General features: G+C 65.8%; 32 protein-coding genes. 30 read left to right on the top strand and 2 right to left on the bottom strand.

What is annotated here, in order from left to right:
- Positions 1-321 precede the first annotated feature (321 nt).
- The gene (locus ABZ281_RS00160) at positions 322-2,274 is read left to right on the top strand and encodes a hypothetical protein (RefSeq protein ID WP_356650492.1); all 1,953 of its coding nucleotides are present in this window, start codon (positions 322-324) and stop codon (positions 2,272-2,274) included.
- Here ABZ281_RS00160 and ABZ281_RS00155 read toward each other — a convergent pair.
- A complete protein-coding gene (locus ABZ281_RS00155) occupies positions 2,260-2,904 on the bottom strand; it encodes a hypothetical protein (protein ID WP_356650490.1) in 645 nt (214 codons plus the stop codon). The genes ABZ281_RS00160 and ABZ281_RS00155 overlap by 15 nt on opposite strands.
- A gap of 137 nt (positions 2,905-3,041) precedes the next feature.
- Complete coding sequence (locus ABZ281_RS00150) at positions 3,042-3,521, bottom strand: helix-turn-helix transcriptional regulator (RefSeq protein WP_356650488.1); 480 nt, start codon at positions 3,519-3,521, stop codon at positions 3,042-3,044.
- A 610-nt stretch (positions 3,522-4,131) separates the two neighbouring features.
- Here ABZ281_RS00150 and ABZ281_RS00145 point away from each other — a divergent pair.
- From ABZ281_RS00145 to ABZ281_RS00005, 29 genes are all read left to right on the top strand, one after another.
- A complete protein-coding gene (locus tag ABZ281_RS00145; protein WP_356650486.1) occupies positions 4,132-5,187 on the top strand; it encodes a hypothetical protein in 1,056 nt (351 codons plus the stop codon).
- Positions 5,184-5,342, top strand: coding sequence for a hypothetical protein (locus ABZ281_RS00140; protein WP_356650484.1), 159 nt, complete (start codon positions 5,184-5,186; stop codon positions 5,340-5,342). The genes ABZ281_RS00145 and ABZ281_RS00140 overlap by 4 nt, the downstream gene beginning before the upstream one ends.
- The gene (locus ABZ281_RS00135) at positions 5,323-5,628 is read left to right on the top strand and encodes a hypothetical protein (protein WP_356650482.1); all 306 of its coding nucleotides are present in this window, start codon (positions 5,323-5,325) and stop codon (positions 5,626-5,628) included. The genes ABZ281_RS00140 and ABZ281_RS00135 overlap by 20 nt, the downstream gene beginning before the upstream one ends.
- Positions 5,629-5,970 (top strand): WhiB family transcriptional regulator, encoded by a 342-nt coding sequence (locus tag ABZ281_RS00130; RefSeq protein WP_356650480.1) that lies wholly within the window; start codon positions 5,629-5,631, stop codon positions 5,968-5,970.
- Positions 5,934-7,097 (top strand): hypothetical protein, encoded by a 1,164-nt coding sequence (locus ABZ281_RS00125; protein WP_356650478.1) that lies wholly within the window; start codon positions 5,934-5,936, stop codon positions 7,095-7,097. The genes ABZ281_RS00130 and ABZ281_RS00125 overlap by 37 nt, the downstream gene beginning before the upstream one ends.
- A complete protein-coding gene (locus ABZ281_RS00120) occupies positions 7,012-7,359 on the top strand; it encodes a hypothetical protein (RefSeq protein ID WP_356650476.1) in 348 nt (115 codons plus the stop codon). The genes ABZ281_RS00125 and ABZ281_RS00120 overlap by 86 nt, the downstream gene beginning before the upstream one ends.
- Positions 7,347-7,571 (top strand): hypothetical protein, encoded by a 225-nt coding sequence (locus ABZ281_RS00115; protein ID WP_356650473.1) that lies wholly within the window; start codon positions 7,347-7,349, stop codon positions 7,569-7,571. Before ABZ281_RS00120 ends, ABZ281_RS00115 begins: the two co-directional genes overlap by 13 nt.
- Positions 7,558-7,755, top strand: a complete 198-nt coding sequence (locus ABZ281_RS00110; RefSeq protein ID WP_356650471.1) for a hypothetical protein — start codon at positions 7,558-7,560, stop codon at positions 7,753-7,755. The genes ABZ281_RS00115 and ABZ281_RS00110 overlap by 14 nt, the downstream gene beginning before the upstream one ends.
- A 22-nt stretch (positions 7,756-7,777) precedes the next feature.
- A complete protein-coding gene (locus ABZ281_RS00105) occupies positions 7,778-8,737 on the top strand; it encodes a phosphoadenosine phosphosulfate reductase family protein (protein ID WP_356650469.1) in 960 nt (319 codons plus the stop codon).
- Positions 8,738-8,753: 16 nt separating this feature from the next.
- Positions 8,754-9,473, top strand: a complete 720-nt coding sequence (thyX, locus tag ABZ281_RS00100) for an FAD-dependent thymidylate synthase (protein WP_356650467.1) — start codon at positions 8,754-8,756, stop codon at positions 9,471-9,473.
- Positions 9,474-9,493: 20 nt separating this feature from the next.
- A complete protein-coding gene (locus ABZ281_RS00095; RefSeq protein WP_356650465.1) occupies positions 9,494-9,967 on the top strand; it encodes a hypothetical protein in 474 nt (157 codons plus the stop codon).
- The gene (locus ABZ281_RS00090) at positions 9,964-10,122 is read left to right on the top strand and encodes a hypothetical protein (protein ID WP_356650463.1); all 159 of its coding nucleotides are present in this window, start codon (positions 9,964-9,966) and stop codon (positions 10,120-10,122) included. Before ABZ281_RS00095 ends, ABZ281_RS00090 begins: the two co-directional genes overlap by 4 nt.
- A gap of 20 nt (positions 10,123-10,142) precedes the next feature.
- Positions 10,143-10,808 carry an RNA ligase family protein gene (locus ABZ281_RS00085; protein ID WP_356650461.1) on the top strand — a complete coding sequence of 222 codons (666 nt, stop codon included), beginning with the start codon at positions 10,143-10,145 and terminating at the stop codon, positions 10,806-10,808.
- On the top strand, positions 10,805-11,167 hold the full coding sequence (locus ABZ281_RS00080) for a hypothetical protein (protein ID WP_356650459.1): 363 nt from the start codon (positions 10,805-10,807) through the stop codon (positions 11,165-11,167). Before ABZ281_RS00085 ends, ABZ281_RS00080 begins: the two co-directional genes overlap by 4 nt.
- 5 nt (positions 11,168-11,172) lie before the next feature.
- The gene (locus ABZ281_RS00075; RefSeq protein WP_356650457.1) at positions 11,173-11,706 is read left to right on the top strand and encodes a hypothetical protein; all 534 of its coding nucleotides are present in this window, start codon (positions 11,173-11,175) and stop codon (positions 11,704-11,706) included.
- Positions 11,699-12,208 (top strand): VUT family protein, encoded by a 510-nt coding sequence (locus ABZ281_RS00070; RefSeq protein ID WP_356650455.1) that lies wholly within the window; start codon positions 11,699-11,701, stop codon positions 12,206-12,208. The genes ABZ281_RS00075 and ABZ281_RS00070 overlap by 8 nt, the downstream gene beginning before the upstream one ends.
- On the top strand, positions 12,205-12,987 hold the full coding sequence (locus ABZ281_RS00065) for a hypothetical protein (RefSeq protein ID WP_356650453.1): 783 nt from the start codon (positions 12,205-12,207) through the stop codon (positions 12,985-12,987). Before ABZ281_RS00070 ends, ABZ281_RS00065 begins: the two co-directional genes overlap by 4 nt.
- On the top strand, positions 12,984-13,259 hold the full coding sequence (locus ABZ281_RS00060) for a hypothetical protein (RefSeq protein ID WP_356650451.1): 276 nt from the start codon (positions 12,984-12,986) through the stop codon (positions 13,257-13,259). Before ABZ281_RS00065 ends, ABZ281_RS00060 begins: the two co-directional genes overlap by 4 nt.
- Positions 13,259-13,504, top strand: a complete 246-nt coding sequence (locus tag ABZ281_RS00055) for a hypothetical protein (protein WP_356650449.1) — start codon at positions 13,259-13,261, stop codon at positions 13,502-13,504. Before ABZ281_RS00060 ends, ABZ281_RS00055 begins: the two co-directional genes overlap by 1 nt.
- A complete protein-coding gene (locus ABZ281_RS00050) occupies positions 13,488-13,979 on the top strand; it encodes a hypothetical protein (RefSeq protein WP_356650447.1) in 492 nt (163 codons plus the stop codon). Before ABZ281_RS00055 ends, ABZ281_RS00050 begins: the two co-directional genes overlap by 17 nt.
- Positions 13,976-14,536, top strand: a complete 561-nt coding sequence (locus ABZ281_RS00045) for a hypothetical protein (protein WP_356650445.1) — start codon at positions 13,976-13,978, stop codon at positions 14,534-14,536. Before ABZ281_RS00050 ends, ABZ281_RS00045 begins: the two co-directional genes overlap by 4 nt.
- Before the next feature lie 99 nt (positions 14,537-14,635).
- Positions 14,636-14,932, top strand: a complete 297-nt coding sequence (locus ABZ281_RS00040; protein WP_356650443.1) for a stage V sporulation protein S — start codon at positions 14,636-14,638, stop codon at positions 14,930-14,932.
- Positions 14,933-15,075: 143 nt separating this feature from the next.
- Entirely contained in the window at positions 15,076-15,330 is a 255-nt protein-coding gene (locus ABZ281_RS00035; RefSeq protein WP_356650441.1) for a hypothetical protein, read from the top strand.
- Between the two features lie 4 nt (positions 15,331-15,334).
- Positions 15,335-15,598: a hypothetical protein gene (locus tag ABZ281_RS00030; protein ID WP_356650439.1), complete on the top strand. Its 264-nt coding sequence runs from the start codon at positions 15,335-15,337 to the stop codon at positions 15,596-15,598.
- A gap of 17 nt (positions 15,599-15,615) precedes the next feature.
- The gene (locus ABZ281_RS00025; protein WP_356650437.1) at positions 15,616-16,089 is read left to right on the top strand and encodes a hypothetical protein; all 474 of its coding nucleotides are present in this window, start codon (positions 15,616-15,618) and stop codon (positions 16,087-16,089) included.
- A gap of 1 nt (position 16,090) precedes the next feature.
- Positions 16,091-16,291, top strand: a complete 201-nt coding sequence (locus tag ABZ281_RS00020) for a hypothetical protein (RefSeq protein WP_356650435.1) — start codon at positions 16,091-16,093, stop codon at positions 16,289-16,291.
- On the top strand, positions 16,284-16,478 hold the full coding sequence (locus ABZ281_RS00015) for a hypothetical protein (protein WP_356650433.1): 195 nt from the start codon (positions 16,284-16,286) through the stop codon (positions 16,476-16,478). Before ABZ281_RS00020 ends, ABZ281_RS00015 begins: the two co-directional genes overlap by 8 nt.
- 1 nt (position 16,479) lies before the next feature.
- Positions 16,480-16,677 (top strand): hypothetical protein, encoded by a 198-nt coding sequence (locus ABZ281_RS00010; RefSeq protein ID WP_356650431.1) that lies wholly within the window; start codon positions 16,480-16,482, stop codon positions 16,675-16,677.
- Between the two features lie 84 nt (positions 16,678-16,761).
- Positions 16,762-17,562 (top strand): hypothetical protein, encoded by an 801-nt coding sequence (locus ABZ281_RS00005; RefSeq protein ID WP_356650429.1) that lies wholly within the window; start codon positions 16,762-16,764, stop codon positions 17,560-17,562.
- Positions 17,563-17,639 lie beyond the last annotated feature (77 nt).

Below are 17,639 nucleotides of genomic sequence, written 5' to 3'. Positions count from 1 at the left end.
GTACCCGCAGCCTGCCTATCAGTCTCAGGGCCCGCAGCATCAGCAGCAGTACGAGCAGCCGGCGCCACCGCCTCGACAGGCCGCGCACGCCAGGGACCCAGAGATGTGCCCGGAGTGCGGCGGCAGTAATTACTTCGCAGCCCCCACAGATCCACGGGCTGGCAAGCGCTGTTATGAGTGCGGCTTTCCGAAGCTCCACAGCACCTCCGGACTGACTGTCAAGTCGGAGGGCAAGGCAACCCCCGCGCGACAGACGGCGGCCAACAAAAGCGGCGGCTTCAGCATGACAGTCGTCGGCCGCATCGGATAACCGGAGAGTATGTGAGCACCATCCTGAACCCGGACGGAACCCTCCAGGACCCGTACCGGAATTACATTGCGCTGTCGCGATACGCGCGCTACCTGGAGGACGCCGAGCGCCGGGAAACCTGGCAGGAGACCGTCGACCGGTACTTCGCCTTCATGACCCAGCACCTGGCCGATACCTTCGACTACCGCCCGGACAAGGCCGAGTTGTACGCCCTGCGGGATGCGGTGCTCAACCACGACGTCATGCCGAGCATGCGCGCTGTCATGACAGCTGGCAAGGCGCTGGAGCTCTCCCACATCTCCGGGTTCAACTGCTCCTACTTGCCCTTGCAGGACATCCGCGCCTTCGCCGAGCTGCTCTACATCCTGATGAACGGAACCGGCGCTGGCTACAGCTGCGAAGGCCAGTACGTCGACCGGCTGCCGGCCGTCCACGCCGAGATCATCGAGATGCCGAGCATCTACGTCGACGTCGAGGACAGCAAGTTGGGCTGGGCCGAGGCGTTCTTGAGCCTGCTCGAAATGGTGTGGATGGACGGCGTCGTGCCGACCATCGATGTGTCGCGGGTGCGGCCGGCCGGCGCGCGTCTGAGGACGTTTGGCGGCCGAGCTTCTGGCCCTGAGCCGCTCCAGGACCTGTTCAACTTCACGATCAACCTGCTGAAGGGCGCCGCCGGTCGTCGGCTTCGCCCGATCGAGGCGCACGACCTCGCCTGCAAGATCGCTTCTGTGATCGTGGTTGGCGGCGTCCGGCGCAGCGCGATGATTTCCTTGTCCGACCTGGACGATCAGGAGATGGCCACTGCGAAGTCGGGGGAGTGGTGGGTCGAGCACCCCTACCGGCAGTTGGCCAACAACTCCGCCGTGTACTACGACGGCATGAGCCGCGAGAAGTTCGATGGCGAGTGGGCCAACCTCGTCGCTTCCGGATCCGGTGAGCGTGGGATCTTTCATCGGGGTGCAGCGCAGCGCCAGGCGGCGAAGTTCGGGCGACGAAGCGCGTCTGTCACGTATGGGACGAATCCGTGCTCGGAGATCATTCTCAAGCCGTTCAGCTTCTGCAATCTCAGCGAGGTCGTCGTACGCGAGGACGACACCGAGGAGACGCTGGCCCGCAAGGTGGAGTTGGCGACGATTCTGGGGACCTGGCAGAGCACGCTGACGGACTTCCCCTTCCTGAGGGAGGAGTGGCGCCAGAACGCGGAGGAGGAGCGCCTCCTGGGAGTCTCGCTCACCGGGTTTTTCGGCTCCGATCTGCTGGTCAGCCAGCCGGCGCAGAAGCGCAACGAGTTGCTCGACGCGCTGCGGGAACTGGCGACCTCGGTCAACGCGGCCTACGCCGACGAGTTGGGCGTCAACCACTCTCAGGCGATCACGTGCGTCAAGCCATCCGGGACGGTCAGCCAGCTCACCGGAGTCTCCTCGGGCCTGCACACGTGGCACAGCGAGTACTACATCCGCCGCGTCCGGGCCGACAAGAAAGACCCGCTGTCCCAGCTGATGCAGACGTACGGCGTGCCCTGCGAGGACGACGTCATGAGCACGAGCAACAGGGTCTTCTCCTTCCCGGTCAAGGCACCGGCCGGCTCCATCACGCGTGACCAGATCACCGCGGTCGAGCACCTGGCGCTGTGGCTGGACGTGCAGCGGCACTGGTGCGACCACAAGCCGTCGGTGACCATCTCGGTGCGCAACGAGGAGTGGGACGAGGTCGGGGCGTGGGTCTGGGAGCACCTGGACGAGATCTCGGGTGTCTCCTTCCTGCCGCACAGTGACCACACGTACCAGCAGGCGCCGTACGAGGAGTGCACGCGCGAGCAGTACGAGGAGCTGCGGGCCCGCATGCCGGCGGACCTGCACTGGGAGGACCTGCCGTTCTGGGAGGTCGAGGACTCCACCGTGGGCAGCCAGGAACTGGCGTGCTCGGCCGGCGCCTGCGAGGTTGTCGACCTAGTCGCCGCTTGACACCCGCGGGTCCGAGCGTTCGGCCGAGCGCCGCTTGAGCCAGCCGATAACGGACGGCACGGTGATCCCGCCAATGAGGGCGATGGAGGCAAGGCCCGCCAGCGTGGGTGAAACGCTCTCCTCCACCGTCAGGCTCCACGGCTGACCGACGCGGTAACTGACGAGGTAGCCGCCCTTGCTCACGGCGTAGGCGATGCCAAGGAGTCCACCGAGAGCAGCGAAGGCGAACCCGAGGCTCGCTCGGCGTCGCTCATCCCAGTTCATCTGGGTCAGCCGGATGCACATGAAGCAGATCTCTGAGCACGTAAAAGCGACGTAGCCGAGATAGATCAGCAGGTAGATGTAGATGGCGGTGCGGTCGGCGTACTGGGTGGTGAACTCCACTGCCGCGGTGCTGTGCCTGAAGAAGAGCAGGAGCATGGCTCCCAGCACCATGGCCGCCAGCACGATTCGGCCCAGGACACCGGGCATCAGGTAGTCCTCTGTGTAGGCCCAGTCGACAAGCATCAGTTGCAGGCACAGGCACCACAGCACAGCGCAGACGTGAGAAACGATCTTGCCGGTGTTGTTGGTGCCTGCCAGCGCGTCGGCGGTGTCAGCGACGGATGGGATGGCCATGAAGACGCCCAAGCTGAAGACCCCGATGGCTGCCGTGACTGCCCAAGCGGCAACCGTCCTCTGCGCGAGCGCTCGTCTCCAGGACCAGAGGGCACCCACAAGTCCGACGGCGGTGCATGTCACCCAGATGAGCGTGTCTCGCAAGGCAGTTACTCCATGAGATTAGCCGCCCGGCCCGCAACCTCATCCGGTGCTCGCTTCCGCCGAGATCGCGGTGCCGGCTCGGGGAGCGCCTGCCCTGTTGGCGGCTCCGGCATGCCTAGCTCATCTCTGCGGGCCCGGATCTGCGCGATCAGCTCCTCCTTGTAGTCGCCGGGGAGGTCGGCTACAAGCTCGATAAGCCTTCGCGTGTGAGGGTCTTCGAAGGCACTGAGCGCGGCCAGGTCGTCGTATGTCTCGTGCGGCAGCAGGTGGGCCGGCGGGACTCCGAGCGCCCGTGCCAGTGCCACGACGCTGTCCACACCAGGGCTCGGGGTGGCGCCCTTCGCGATCTTGTCCACGGCCTGGCGGGACAGTGGCTTGCCCAGGCCGGGTATGTCGGCGAGTCGCGAGGCGAGGCTGCTGGAGTTCTCCTGCCTGCTCGCCATCAGTCTTCGCAGCTTTTCGGCGAGTGATCGTGGCTTGCTCATGCAATCCTTCCCCCCTTGGTGCACGCGGAGTCGATCAGGGTGGTCAGCCCCTCTGACGTGCGGAGATGCCACTTTAGTTGACAAAGAGCCCTTGCATTGCGGAACATTATCGCGTTAGGCCAGCTTGTGTCTCCTGTGACACAAGTCTGTAGGGCTATGCCACGCCTTGTCCTTTTTTCGGGGGTAGGGGTGGGGGGCGGCTGTGGGGCCGCTACATGGGGATGGAGCAGCTGTGGATTTCGCAAGGGGCTTCGGTGTCGGCGCACCCGAAGGTACGGGCACAGGCATCGGGTCGGTTCAAACGGGGGAGGGTGTCATCGATGAGGTCATCGCGGACGCGATAGAGGCCGGCTGGCTGCGGATGAGGGTGAACCTGTCGACGGGGGAGGTCCGTCTGGGTACAGCCTGCCCACGTCCCGCCGTGTAGTCCTCCCCAGCTCCCCCCCCAAGGGCCCCCGCAAGGGGGCCCTTCTTTGTTGCCCACGACTCGTGATCGATCCGTGATCGTGAGGAGCAACTCCACTCCCTGTGCCTCCTGAGCGCATGCGCATAGTCTCCTTCTTGAACAACAAGTTGAACCACAAGTTGTATAACAAGAAGGAGGCTGGTTATGGGGCTGACGGCCGAGGCCCTCGCGCTCGTGGCGCAAGTGAACAAGAAGTTCGGGCCTGAGACCATGATCACAGCCGCCGACATGCGGCACGTGCCGCCGTTCGCCAGCGGCAACCTGCCGCTCGACATCATCCTCGGCGGCGGATTCCCGGCGAACAAGTGGACCGAGATCATCGGGTTCGAGAGCAGCGGCAAGACGACCGTGGTCCACAAAACGATCGCCAACCAGCAGGCCAAGAACCCGGACTTCTCGACACTGTGGGTCGCGGCCGAGGACTACGACATCGACTGGGCGCAGCAACTCGGCGTCAACACCAACCAGGTCATCGTCGCGGAGACCAACGCGATGGAAGAGGCGTACGAGATCATGCTCGACTTCGCCGGCTCCCGCTCGGTCGACGCCATCGTTCTCGACAGCTACCCGGCCCTGGTCCCGGACGAGGAAGCCGCGAAGAGCATGGACGAACTGTCCGTCTCCCTCGGCGCCCGAGTCACCAACAAGTTCTTCAGGAAGGCCGGCAAGGCGAGCAAGCGCAGCCACCTGGTCGAGGAGCGCCCCACGATGGGCATCGTCATCAACCAGTGGCGTGAGAAGGTCGGTGCCTTCAGCCCCCAGGGCACCCCCAAGACCACGCCCGGCGGGCTCGGCAAGAACTTCGCGTACTACACACGTCTCGAAGTCAGCCGGGCGGAGTTCCTCGACGAGCCGATTCCCGGCAAGGGCAAGGTCCGCGCGGGGCAGGCGATGAAGTTCAAAACGATCAAGAACAAGCAAGCTGGCCCGCAGAAGACCGCCGAGACGCACTTCTACTGGGCGGACTCCCCGTCCCGCGGTATCACCGCCGGCAACTTCGACATCGTCCGTGACCTCATGACCTGGGGCGTCTACTACGACGTCATCCAGCGCCGCGGCAGGTACTTCGACTTCGGTGACCGCACCTGGGACCTCAAGGACGCGATCATCGACTCCTTGCGCGCCGAACTCGACCTCCAGGACGACGTGGCAGCAGCGGTCCTCCAAGCCGCTTTCAACCCCGAAGAGGCAGCCGCGTGACCGCAGCTCTCGCCGCCCTCGCCCTGGCCGAAGCGGTCTACATCATTTTCGTTTCCTGGCGGGCGAGCCGCTATCTCCGGCGCAAGTCCGACGAAATCGACGAGCTCCTGGAGCTGATCCGAAAGAGGCTCACGGGTGACGAACCGAGGACTTAGGAGGTCCCAACGCCAGGAAAAGGATCTCGCCAAGAAGTACGACGGAAAAGTCAGCCCCGGCTCCGGGAACGGCTGGATCCACAAGAACGACGTCCGCAACGACGAGTTCAGCTTCGAAGCCAAAACCACCGAGAAGAGCCAGTACACGCTCAAGCTCGCCGACCTGAAAACCGCCGAACGCAACGCCCTGCTCTCCGGGAGAGAAATGGTCTTCGTCATCGAGATGGGAGGGAGGAACTGGATGGTGCTCTCCCAGGAAACCTTCGACACCATCCTGGAGACCTGAGTGGCGCTGTACTCCCGATGCTCGGCCCCCGACTGGACTGGCGGCGACGACCCCGAATTCGAAGCCAAATGCCGTAAGTACCAGACCCCTTCCCGTGCCAACGACCCGTGGTTCGACGACATGCGGGAAGCCGCAGCGATCTGCAACGGGGACACGGACGGAAACGTCTGCCCGATGCGGCAACGCTGCCTCAACTGGGCCATGAAGAACTGCGAACGCTACGGCGTCTGGGGAGGAATGCTCCCCAACGACCGAGCCAAACTCCGCAAGACGTACAGGAACCAGAAGAAACCGGAGACGTGGCCATGGCAGCCCCCAAGCGAAAGGCTCCCCGAGCCGTAAAGCGACGGGCCCCCATCCCCACCTCCCTGTCCGACTTCCTCGCCGAGAAGCGCGGGGCCGGCGAGGAGAACTTCCTCGGCACCGTCCGCACTCACATCGTCGAGAAGAACAAGGCGGACGACTCGCGCCGGCAGGACATCATCCACCCCTCGGAGATGGTCAAGTCCGACTGGTGCCCCAAAGCCACGTTCCTGCGCATCACCACCGGCATCCACCACAAGCAGAGCTTCGGGTTCCAGTCGCTGAACATCTTCGACACGGGGCACGAGAGCCACCGCAAGTGGCAGAACCGGGCCTGGGCCATCGGTTGGCTCGAAGGCAAGTTCCGCTGCCTGCACTGCACGCACAGCTGGTGGGACAAGTCGCCAGCCAGTTGCGCAACTTGCGGTTCGCCGGCTCTGGAGTACGCCGAAGTCCCGCTGTCCTGCGAGACAAGCCACCTCATCGCCGGCCACAGCGACGGGATGCTCACCCCGGCCCACAGCCTGCTGGAGATCAAGACGGTGGGGGAGGGCACGGTCCGCTTCGAGGAGCCCGAGCGGCTCGCGAAGTACAAGGTGACCCTTCCGGACGGCAGCCACATGGTCGACCTGGCGGCCATGTGGTCGAGCATCAAGGTTCCGTTCCCCAGCCACATCCGCCAGGGCCAGATCTACCTATGGATGGCCAGGGAACGCCAGCTCGACGTCGACCGGATGACCTTCGTCTACGAGTCGAAATTCAACCAGGACGTCAAGCAATTCACCGTCCGGTACAACCCCGCCATCATCGGCGAGCTCCTGGACGCGGCCCTGGACATCAAGGACCGAATCCACGCCAAGAAGGACGCCCCCGGGTGCGTCAACGGCGATGTCTGCAAGCAGTGCAAGCCCTACCAGGAGACCACCGATGGCGAGGAAGCCCCTCGACGAGGACGACGAGAAGCTCTCGTCGAGGACGATGCAGAAGCTCAGCCGGAAAGGGCTGAAGGCGAGAAGCCGTCCCGAGGACGATCTCCCCGACCTGCCGGCCAAGCTGACAGAACTCGGCGACGACAGCCTGATGGAGCTGTTCGTCGAGCTGACCAGGTGGGCGGAGTACGCCGGAACACAGCTCGCGGCAGCGGCAGTCGACGAGAAGGACGCTGAAGCAGTCCTCGAACACTGCAAGGCACTCGCCGCGGTCAAGGCGAAGAACGAAAAGAGCGTGACCGCACAGAAGGCCGCAGCCGCTTCCGACGAAGACGTGAAGGAAGCCGACGCCGAGTACCGCAAGGCGTACGCCGTCCGGAAGCTCACCGAAGCCATCTACAGCGGCGCCGACCGGAAATCCGCAGTCGTCTCCCGAGAACTTACCCGGCGCATCGGCCGGAGCGACCGAGAAGGCAGGGCATCACGATGGGCCGCCTGACCCGCCGACGCCGACTCATATCCGCCGTACTGACCGTCATCGCCTACGGCAGTGCGGCCGGCGCCGGAGCACTCCTCGCGCTCATCACCGTCGGCGCCCTCAAGTGGTCACCCATCCTCCTCGCGGTCCTCGCCACCACCGCCTTCTCCTTCATCATCGCCGCCGAAGTCGTCGAGTCCCCGCAGAAAGGGCCCAAGCATGCAGCCCGTTGACCAGGGCCAACTCTGGCTCGACAAGCAGTCCAAGGGCGAGCGCGTCGTCTACATCCAGTCCGTCACCAACAACTTCGGCGGCTACGCGAACTGCATCTCCTACAACTTCGCGAAGAACACGCGCCGATACACGCAGATCAAGCTCACCGGCTTCCACAACCAGTTCCGCTGCCTCGCCACATGACAACCACCGGAGACAACTACACATGGCCATCACGCCAGCCAAGATGGAGGACGACGGCGAGGCACTAGCCTCACTCACTCTCGACCAGGCCATCGAGCGGTCCCACACCATCATCGACCGCGCCATCGCCGAGACCGAAGCCGACGGCAAGGAAGTCACCGCCGTCTGCGCCCTGTTCTCAGGCGGCAACGACTCCACCACGATGCTGCACCTGGTGGCCGACCGCGTCACCCACGCCGTCCACGTCAACACCACCATCGGCATCGAAAAGACCCGCGAGTTCGTCCGAACCACCACAGCCGACATGGGCGTCCCGCTCATCGAAGCCTTCCCACCGCACACCTACGACGAACTCGTCCGCGGCGAGGTCATAGCCACCAAGGGCAAGCACGAAGGCGAGCCCGTCTGGAAGGGCTTCCCCGGCCCCGCCGGACACCAGATGATGTACACCCGGCTGAAGGAACGGGCGCTGCGGACAGTGCGTCGGCAGTTCGTGACCAACCCCTTCCGCCAGCGCGTCATCTTCCTCGCCGGCATGCGCGTCTTCGAGTCCTCACGCCGCTGGCGCAACGCCAACGAGATCGACCGCGAAGGCAGCATCGTCTGGGCTTCGCCCATCGTGCACTGGACCAACGACCACATGCGCGACTACCGCGCACTGCACCAGGTCCCCCGCAACGAAGTCTCCGACCTGATCCACATGTCAGGCGAGTGTCTGTGCGGCGCCTTTGCCAAGCCCGGCGAACTCGACGAGATCGCCTTCTGGTTCCCCGAGACCGCCCAGCACATCCGGGCCCTGGAAGAGCAAGTCAAGGCCCGCGGCATCGCCGCCTGTAAGTGGGGCGAGCGCCCGCCCAAGCAGCGCGCCACCACCGCCGGCCGTCTGTGCACCACTTGCGAGTGGGCCGAGGAAGGCGCCGACCCTGGCCCCTCGATCCAAGAGTGGGCAGCCAACCCGTCCATCACCCGCCGAGCCGCCTGAACACGGACACCTACACGTGACAACACCCTCCTTCCGCTCCGACATCACCGTCGAGCTGGTCACGCACAACGCCGCCGACGCCGACGTCCTCTTCGCCGCCCGCGTCTCCACCGGAGCCGTAACAACCGTCAGCGAAGCCGGCGAACTCACCGTCCGAGATCAGGGGCTCATCAACTACCTGATGCGGGACAAGCACGGCAGCCCCTTCGAGCACAACTCCATGACCTTCCGGATCGAAGCGCCGATCTTCGTCTTCCGCGAGTGGCTGCGGCACCGCGTGGGCTGGTCGTACAACGAGGCCAGCGGACGCTACATGGAGCTGAAACCAGTCTTCTACACGCCGTCCGCAGACCGCCCCCTCGTACAGACCGGCAAGCCCGGCGCCTACCTGTTCACAGGCGGCACCGTCGCGCAGCACGAGGCCGTCCAGGCACACATCTTCCACGCCTGCGACGAGGCGTACGAGCGGTACCAGGAGATCCTCGCCGCCGGCATCGCACGTGAAGTGGCCCGAACGGTCCTCCCGGTCGGCACCTACAGCTCCATGTACGCCACCTGCAACGCCCGCTCCCTCATGCACTTCCTCGGACTGCGCACCCGCGACGAGCGGGCCACTTTCCCCTCTGCGCCGCAGCGGGAAATCGAAATGGCGGCCGAGCAGATGGAGCAGCTCTGGGCCCAACTCATGCCCGCCACCCATGCGGCATTCAACACCCACGGCCGCGTCGCTCCCTGACGCCCGACGAAAGGAACACCTTGCCCGGCCTCTTCGACGCCATCACCGACATGCTGCCCACCAAGGCGCGCGTCGTCTCGGACCTGCGCAGTAACCGCTACAACGTGCACTTCGCCAAGGTCGAACCCGGCGGCAGCGGCGCAGCCACCCACCAGGGTCGCCTCAACTCCCTCCGACGGAGCGTCGAGTACAGCGGTCCGCACTTCTCGCAGGAGCCCGTTCTCAGCCTCACGCGACCGGAGTGCGCCACCCTCTACGACGCACTGGGCAGCGTGCTCGGCAAGACACCGGACCAGACCCTCAAGGACCAGCTCAAGACCGCCAGCGACGACCTGGCCAGCGAGAAGCAGGGCCGCGAGGACGCCGTCAAGGTCAACACCCGCCTGACCAACGAGGCGGGCCGACACAAGAACGACCTGCGCGACACCCAGGCCCGTCTCGCCCAGATGACCGAGATCTACAACGGTCTGCTGGACCGGCTGAGCAGCAAGTGACCCTCAGGCCCGCCCCGCACGCGACCCGATGCGCCTGCGGCCGGCTGATCGAAGCCGACGAATACGCAGGCCAGGTCGACGGACACACCGTCTGCGAAGTCTGTGCCGCTCCCGAGTGGGACGACGACCACGCCACCACCTTCGACTACCTCTGACACTCACCCGGAGCACCAACTTGACCAACGTCACCGACTTCCGCCCGTGGCCGAAGATCCCGCGCTTCAACAGGGAGTTCGTCCTCACGGAGAAGATCGACGGCACCAACGCGCAGGTCGCCATCAAGCGTCTACCCGACGACGAGAACGCCTCCCGCTACCTCAACCAGCACGGCTACTCGGTCGTGTCCAAGGAGGACGGCCTGTACATCCTGCGCGCCGGCAGCCGCAAGCGGTGGATCGCACCGAACCGACAGAAGATGGACGGCACCCAGGTCCAGGACAACTACAACTTCGCCGCCTGGGTCGCCGACAACTCCACCACCCTGGCCAACCTCGGAGAGGGCACGCACTACGGCGAGTGGTACGGCCGCGGCATCCAGCACGGCTACGGCATGGCCGGCCGCAAGTTCGCCCTCTTCAACACCACCCGCTGGGGCGCCCACGGCCAGGGCCTGCCCGACAGCTCGCCGGCTGAACTGACCGTCGTCCCCGAACTCGCCCGCGTCCGCGGCCACCTTCTCAACGAGACCATCCGCGACTCCATGCGCCTGCTACGCACCCTCGGCTCCGTCGCCGAACCGGGCGCCAAGGCCGAAGGCATCGTCGTCTTCAGCGTCGAGGCCAACCAGTGCTACAAGGTGCTGCTGGAGAACGACGACCTCCCCAAGGGGCTGGTCGCGTGAACTCCTGGTACCACGCCAAGTCGGCGTCCCGGAAGTGGGGCGGGAGCCCAGACGACTACCTGCCCATCAGCGAGTTCATCGACTCCAGCAAGCAGGTCATCGGCGACGTCCGCCACCGCGCCATGTACCACCACACCCTCGGTGTCTACCTCTGCGAGCGCATCTTCGGCAAGACGCTGAAGGTCGGCCGCAAGGAAATCCCCGTCCGCCTCATAGCCGAGCGCCACATCATCGAGGACCTCGGCTGGCTCCCGAGCCCCAAGGACTACATAGACGGCATGCCCATCGCGCCGTGGATGTCCGGGGCCAAGCGCAAGGAACTCTCCCTTTCTCACCTCCTCGGAGTAGCAGCCCAGTGACCGACATGACCAAGACCGACCAGAAGAACTTCCTCGGCATCCCGATCATCGGCGAGGGCCAGGCAGGCTCCACCCGAGTCGCGCAGATCAGCAAGGAGGAGTTCGCCGCCCTGGTCAAGCCCCTCCTCGACCACCCCGAAGTCCACCTCTTCGGCTGGAAGCAGTACACGCCCTACTTCAGCGACGGCGACATCTGCGAGTTCTCCGCCAAGGGCTTCTACCTGGTCACCGAGGCCGACGTCGAGAGGTACGAGGACCTCCACGAGAACGACCCGTACATCGTCGAAGAGGTCTTCGACCCCCACGCCGACCACCCCACCCTCGGCGGCCGGCCGTACCACTGGGACTCGGAGGCGCGCAGGGGCCACTACGGCGACTACGAGGGCCCCGACAAGGCGCTGTACGAGGCCGCCATGGAACTGTCCGGCGCCATCAACAACGGATCCGCGGACTCCGTCCTGCTCGGGCTGTTCGGCGACCACTGCGAAATCCAGGTCACCAAGTCGAAGATCGAGGTCGAGGAGTACTCGCATGACTGAGGACTCCAAGAGAGCCCTCGGCTACCTGGGCGCCGCCGCCTACATGGCCACCATCCCCGCGGCCAACATCGCACTCCATCGCTACGGCGTCGTCTCCGTGGGGTTCGGCTTTATGGCCCCGGCCGCCGTCTTCCTCGCCGGGCCCGCCCTGATACTGCGGGACGTCGTGCAGTGGGCGCTCGGCCGCCGGGCCGCCATCATCGCCCTGGTTTTCGGTGTAGTCCTGTCCTTCGTCGCCGCTGACCCGGCAGTCGCTCTGGCCAGCGCCGTGGCGTTCGGCGTCTCCGAGGCTGCCGACATGGCCGTATTCAGCCGGCTGGCCCCGCGCTGGGTGCGAGCCGTCTTCATCGGGGGAGTCGTCGGCATCCTGCTCGACTCGCTCCTGTTCCTCTCGATCGCCTTCGGCTCGCTCGAATTCCTCGGCGGACAGCTCGTCGGCAAGCTCTACGGAGTCCTCCTCGGCTCCCTCGTCGTGGCGCTGCGCCGCCGCGCCGCTAGGTGACGTTCTTCCTCGGAACGCACATCCCCTCCTGGCTCAGCAACGCAGGCGTCCCGCTGTTCGTCTCGCACCGCCGCCTCATCGGCCGCAAGACCTTCCCCAGAGCCCTCACCACCTGGGCTCTGGACAGCGGAGGCTTCACCGAGATCTCCATGCACGGCGAGTGGACCATCAGCCCCGCCACATACATAGCAGCGGTACGCCGCTACAGCGAAGAGATCGGCCGGCTCCAGTGGGCAAGCCCGCAGGACTGGATGTGCGAGCCGTGGATCATCCAAAAGACCGGGCTGACCGTCACCGAACACCAGCACCGCACCATCCACAACTACCTCGAACTCAAGGCAGCAGCTCCCGACCTCCCCTTCATCCCAGTGCTACAAGGTTGGGAACGCGCCGACTACCAGCGCTGCGCCGACCTGTACGAGGACGCCGGCATCGACCTGGCCGCCGAACCCATCGTCGGAATCGGCTCCGTCTGCCGGCGCCAGCACATGAAAGAAGCCGCCGACATCATCGCGGACGCCGTTCAGCGAGGCATCCGCGTCCACGGCTTCGGATTCAAGATCACCGGCCTGAGGCGCGTGGGCCACCTGCTCACCTCGTCGGACTCCATGGCCTGGTCCTTCCACGCACGACACCGCCCCCCGCTGCCCGGCTGCACGCACAAGACCTGCGCCAACTGCCGCAGATATGCGCTGCGTTGGAGGGCAAAGCCCCTCGCGGCCATCGACGAAGCCCACGCCAACAACCCCTCCCACCACCGCTTGGAGCACGCAGCATGAACCGCCGTAAGACCGCCACCATTGCCATCGGCACCGCCCTGCTCGGCGCCAGCCTCACCGCCTGCGGCATGGAGAAGTACACCGAACCCTTCCGGGACGCCCCCCGATCCGGCACCGACAACAGCCCCGCCGTCGTGTTCACCATGCCGGACGGCTTCGGCAACGGCGCGACCAAGTGCCTCGAAGGTACGGGCGTCCGCGTCACCACGCTGTACCACCAGGACGGCGCCTACGGCAGCGTCTCCACGATCCTCGACCCCGCCTGCGAGTAGTGGACGGCCCCGATCTCGGGGCGATCGAAGAGCGGTGGGCCAAGGCACTCCCCGGACCGTATGAGTTCTGGCTCGACGAGGGGTCCATGGCCCACGTCGTCACCGACGACGGCCGGCGCATCGCCCTCGTGCACGGCGCCTACTCGCTCACCGCTCACGCCCTGGCCCACGCGCCCACCGACATCCGTGCCCTGCTGGACGAAGTCCGGCGACTCAGAAGGAACGACCATGACTCAGCGAGTTGAGCCCGGCCAGATCTGGGCCGACAACGACCCCCGCCGCGCAGGCCGCAAGCTTCGCATCGACGAGGTCAAGGCGAACTTCGCGTTCTGTACCGTCATGCAGAACACCTACGACGTCCAGGCGAAGATCGACACCTTCGGCTTCGGTGCCGCCGTCGACCGACGCGGCTCCACCACCCGCATCGGCCTGGCGCGCTTCTACGACGAGAAGTACCGACTGTGCGACCCCACCGAATTCCAGGCCATGAACGTCGCCCACTACGGCAACGTCAGCCGGCTGCCGAGCGCTTGCACCGACCTCACCAAGCACCGATGGGTACCGGTCACCGTCACCTACAAGCGCGGCACGCATCCGTTCATCGTCCGGCCATCCAGTGAAGACCTGGTCGTCGCTGTCTGCCCCAAGTGCTGGGCCCACACCGAGTTCGACTCCCAGCGCATCCCCACACCGACGACACCCGGAGACGTTGCCGCATGACCGTCTGCCTCGGCATCGATCAGTCCTACTCCGGCCTGGCGATGGTGGCATACCACAGAGAGACGAAAGTGTGGAAGGACAGCCTCACCGCCTTCCCCGCCGACCGGTACGTCACCCAGTCTGACCGCCTCGACGCCATCCAGGCCCGTGTCGCCCTCAACGTCCGCGACATCGAGGACACCCTCGGCCGCATCGACGTGGTCGCCATGGAGGGCTACGCGGCCGGCGCCAAGTTCGGGCGGGAGTTGGCCGGCGAACTCGGCGGAGTGGTGAAGCTCGCGCTCCTGGACGTCCTGAACAAGCCAGCCTGCTACCCGCTCATCATTGCCCCGACCAAGCTCAAGAAGTACACCACCGGCAAGGGCACCGCAGCCAAGGCCGAGATGCTGCTGGCGGTCTACAAGAAGTGGGGCGTCACCTACGCCGACGACAACCTGGCCGACGCCCACAGCCTCGCCCGAGCAGCCAACACCTGGCTCACCCGGACCGGCACCAAGGCCGAGATGGACACCCTCAAGGAACTCAAGCGATTCAAAGGCGAGACGCACCTCGTCTGACGAAAGCCCCGTCATTCCGGCGGGGCTTTTCGCGCGCTAACACAATGCGGAAATATCCCCTTAGCCTTGCGAAGGAGATCAATTCGAGGAGAAACGAATATGGACAACAAGAAGGAGACCGGCGCCGACGACGCCGTGTTTTTCGTCAAGAGCTCGACCAGCGCCACCGACCTGGGTGCCGCAGTCGCTCACGCCATCTACGCCCGCAAGAACATCACCCTCCGCGCCATCGGTGCAGGCGCCATCAACCAGGCCGTCAAGTCCGTGCCCATCGCCCAGGGATACGCCGGCTCCCGAGGTCACCGCCTCGCCATGCGTCCGGCATTCTTCACCGCCACCGTCCCCGAGGGTGAAGTGTCCGGCCTTTCCTTCGTCGTCTTCGACGAAGCCGCATAACACCCGGCACGAAATCGCCCATAAACTGGTGAAGCAGTTCCACCACTTGTAGCTCACTCGCACTCTGCCCGGACTGCGTCACACGGCATTTCGCGAGGAGCACAGTGTCTGAGAACGTCCTCTCCAGCGGAGAATTCCCGACCATGGGAACCTCTGCCGCGACCACTTTCCGAGTCCGCAAGCCCGAGTCCGGCACGCTCGTGAGCAAGTCGGGAAACTCCAAGGGCGGGTCGGGCGAGCCCGCCACCGCCAACCACCGCAGCAATGTCCAGGACCGCGACGCACTCGGCGGCCGTGGCGTGAAGGTCTACCGCGACTACACCAACGCCGCCCAGGCCACCGCCACCGGCCGCAACGTCAAGACCCTGCCGTCGAAGTTCACCACGGACGGGCGGTAAGCCCATGGCGTTCGCGTTCGCCGCCCCACTGCTCGAAGCCGTCGCGGGTGGAGCCGCTGCCGCGGGTGCCGCTGAAGGCGCTGCTGTCGGCGGAGCTGCCGCCGCGAGCGGTGGTGCCGCGGCGGGAGGCACGGCCGCCGCAGAGACTGCCGCACGCACCTTCACCACCGGCTTCGCCTCGCACTTCGCCGGCGGCCACGGTGAGTCCCGAGGTGACGCACCAGCCGCCCCCGACGCGGCCACCCCGACCAACCCCGTCTTCAACTAACCCCACCGGGACGCGAAGTGAGCAACGTACAGTACGTCGCGCCCATGGGCGTCCCGCAGCCGGGCACGCCCACCTACGGCGGAGGCGGACGCACCGACCTCGTCGGCGCCCGCAGCATCCTCGACGCCAAGCGCATGATGACCACCGGCCGGACACCGACCGCCGAATACCCCGACGGATACATCGGCACCCTCAACACCCGCCGCAGTAACCGCCTCGGCGACAAGGCCCTCAACAGCCGGCCGATGCGCAGCGCGCAGAAGAACTACACCCGCGGCGTCCACAAAGGCGAGCGCGTCGATTCCAGCGACTACCTGTGGCCCGCCGACTTCAACCCGATGACCGCCCTGGAGCACCAGGCGCGCGGCAAGAAGTGGACACAGCACGGCGAGCAGCCGGCCGACACCCGCCTCGTGGGATCCGGGGCGATGCAGAAGACCGACCCCGACCGCCTGGCCGCCCTGCGCAATCTCCGCCCCCAGTGGAAGTGACATGCAGCACCAGGACGGTGTCTACGACCGCACCAAGCCATGGGCCAGCCTCCCCGAGCGCCAGGTCAGCGACACTCTCGCCTTCCTCGCCAACCAGGCACCCGCCTGCTGGACACCACCCAGGCCGGCCCCGAAGACACGCAAGCACGAGCCGACCATCTACGACGTGCTCGGCATGAGCAAGGGAGACCAGCGTGGCTGACAAGGCACCCATGTCACTGTTCGACCGGCGACGCGCCGGACGCGGCGACAACGTCAAGTTCACTGTTCAGAGTGGCGGCAACATGGCCGGCGCCTCCGCGGAAGACCGCTTCGCGTCGCTCTTCAACGACCGCAGCTCGAAGCTCGGCGGCAAGGCCGTCAAGCTCGGCGGAAAGGCGCTGATCTGACATGGGCTTGCCCACCCAGCGCAGCCTCAACGGCGACCTCGACTCCGGCCTCGGCGACGGCCGCACCCGTCGTACCAACCCCGGTTGGGGCGGAGCCCGCATCAGCGAGCAGGACCTCGACCGCGCCTGGAGCGCTCTCTTCGGCCAAGCGCCCGTCCAGGGCCGCCAGGACAGCGTCCGTGACGGCTTCTGCTACTGACCACAACCCACCCGCGTAACACCACACGAACCCCTAACCCGGCGCCACCACTCGGAGCACCCACCTGCACGGGAGAGCACTCCGATGGCAAGCACCGCTGCCGCCCTGCTGACCGAAGCCAAGAAATGGCTCGGCTACAAGGAAGGGGCGCGCAACCACACCAAGTTCGGCGAGTGGTACGCCACCCTCGTCAAGGACAACTCCTTCGCCTACGCCGCCTGGTGCGACGAGTACGTCTCGTACTGCGGCCACGCGTCCGGCAACTCCGATGTCGTCGGCCAGTACGCCTACTGCCCCAGCCACGTCAACTTCTTCAAGAAGCGCGGCCAGTGGCACGGCGCGAACGAGGCGATCAAGACCGGCGACATCATCTTCTTCGACTGGGACAACGACGGCATCGCCGACCACGTCGAGATCGCCCGAGCCAACGCCGCTGCCGGCGCCGCCGTCCTCACCATCGGCGGCAACACCAGCTCCGGCACAGCCGGTTCGCAGTCCAACGGCGATGGCGTCTACGAGCGCACGCGCTACCGCTCCGACATCCTCGGCTTCGGCCGGCCGGCCTACAAGAGCACGTCGGCCTCCACGGGAACCTCGGGCTCGAAGACGCCGACGGCGCCGGCCAAGACGTACAAGCCACCGACCTTCCCCAAGGGCCTGGCCCCCAACAAGTCCACGCCCTCGGCGAAGTCTCTCCAGAAGGCACTGAAGGCCACCGGCTGGATGGGCAAGGACGTCGAACTCGCTGACAACTACGGCCCCCGCACCCAGAAGGGCGTCGCCGGCTTCAATGCCAAGCACGGCCTGAACGACGCCGGGAAGACCTACGACCCGGCAATCGGCCCCAAGGGCTGGGCCCTTCTCTTCACCCTGGCCTACGGCTAATAGCGAAGGCCCCGAGAATTCCCCCTCGGGGCCTTCGTGTTACCATTCACGAAACGTCTGAATGGCCTGCGAGGAAC

The organism is Streptomyces sp. NPDC006265 (assembly GCF_040613555.1).
Taxonomy (GTDB): domain Bacteria; phylum Actinomycetota; class Actinomycetes; order Streptomycetales; family Streptomycetaceae; genus Streptomyces.
The sequence above is the reverse complement of the archived record's forward strand: the minus strand, read 5'-3'. Positions and strand labels throughout refer to the sequence as shown.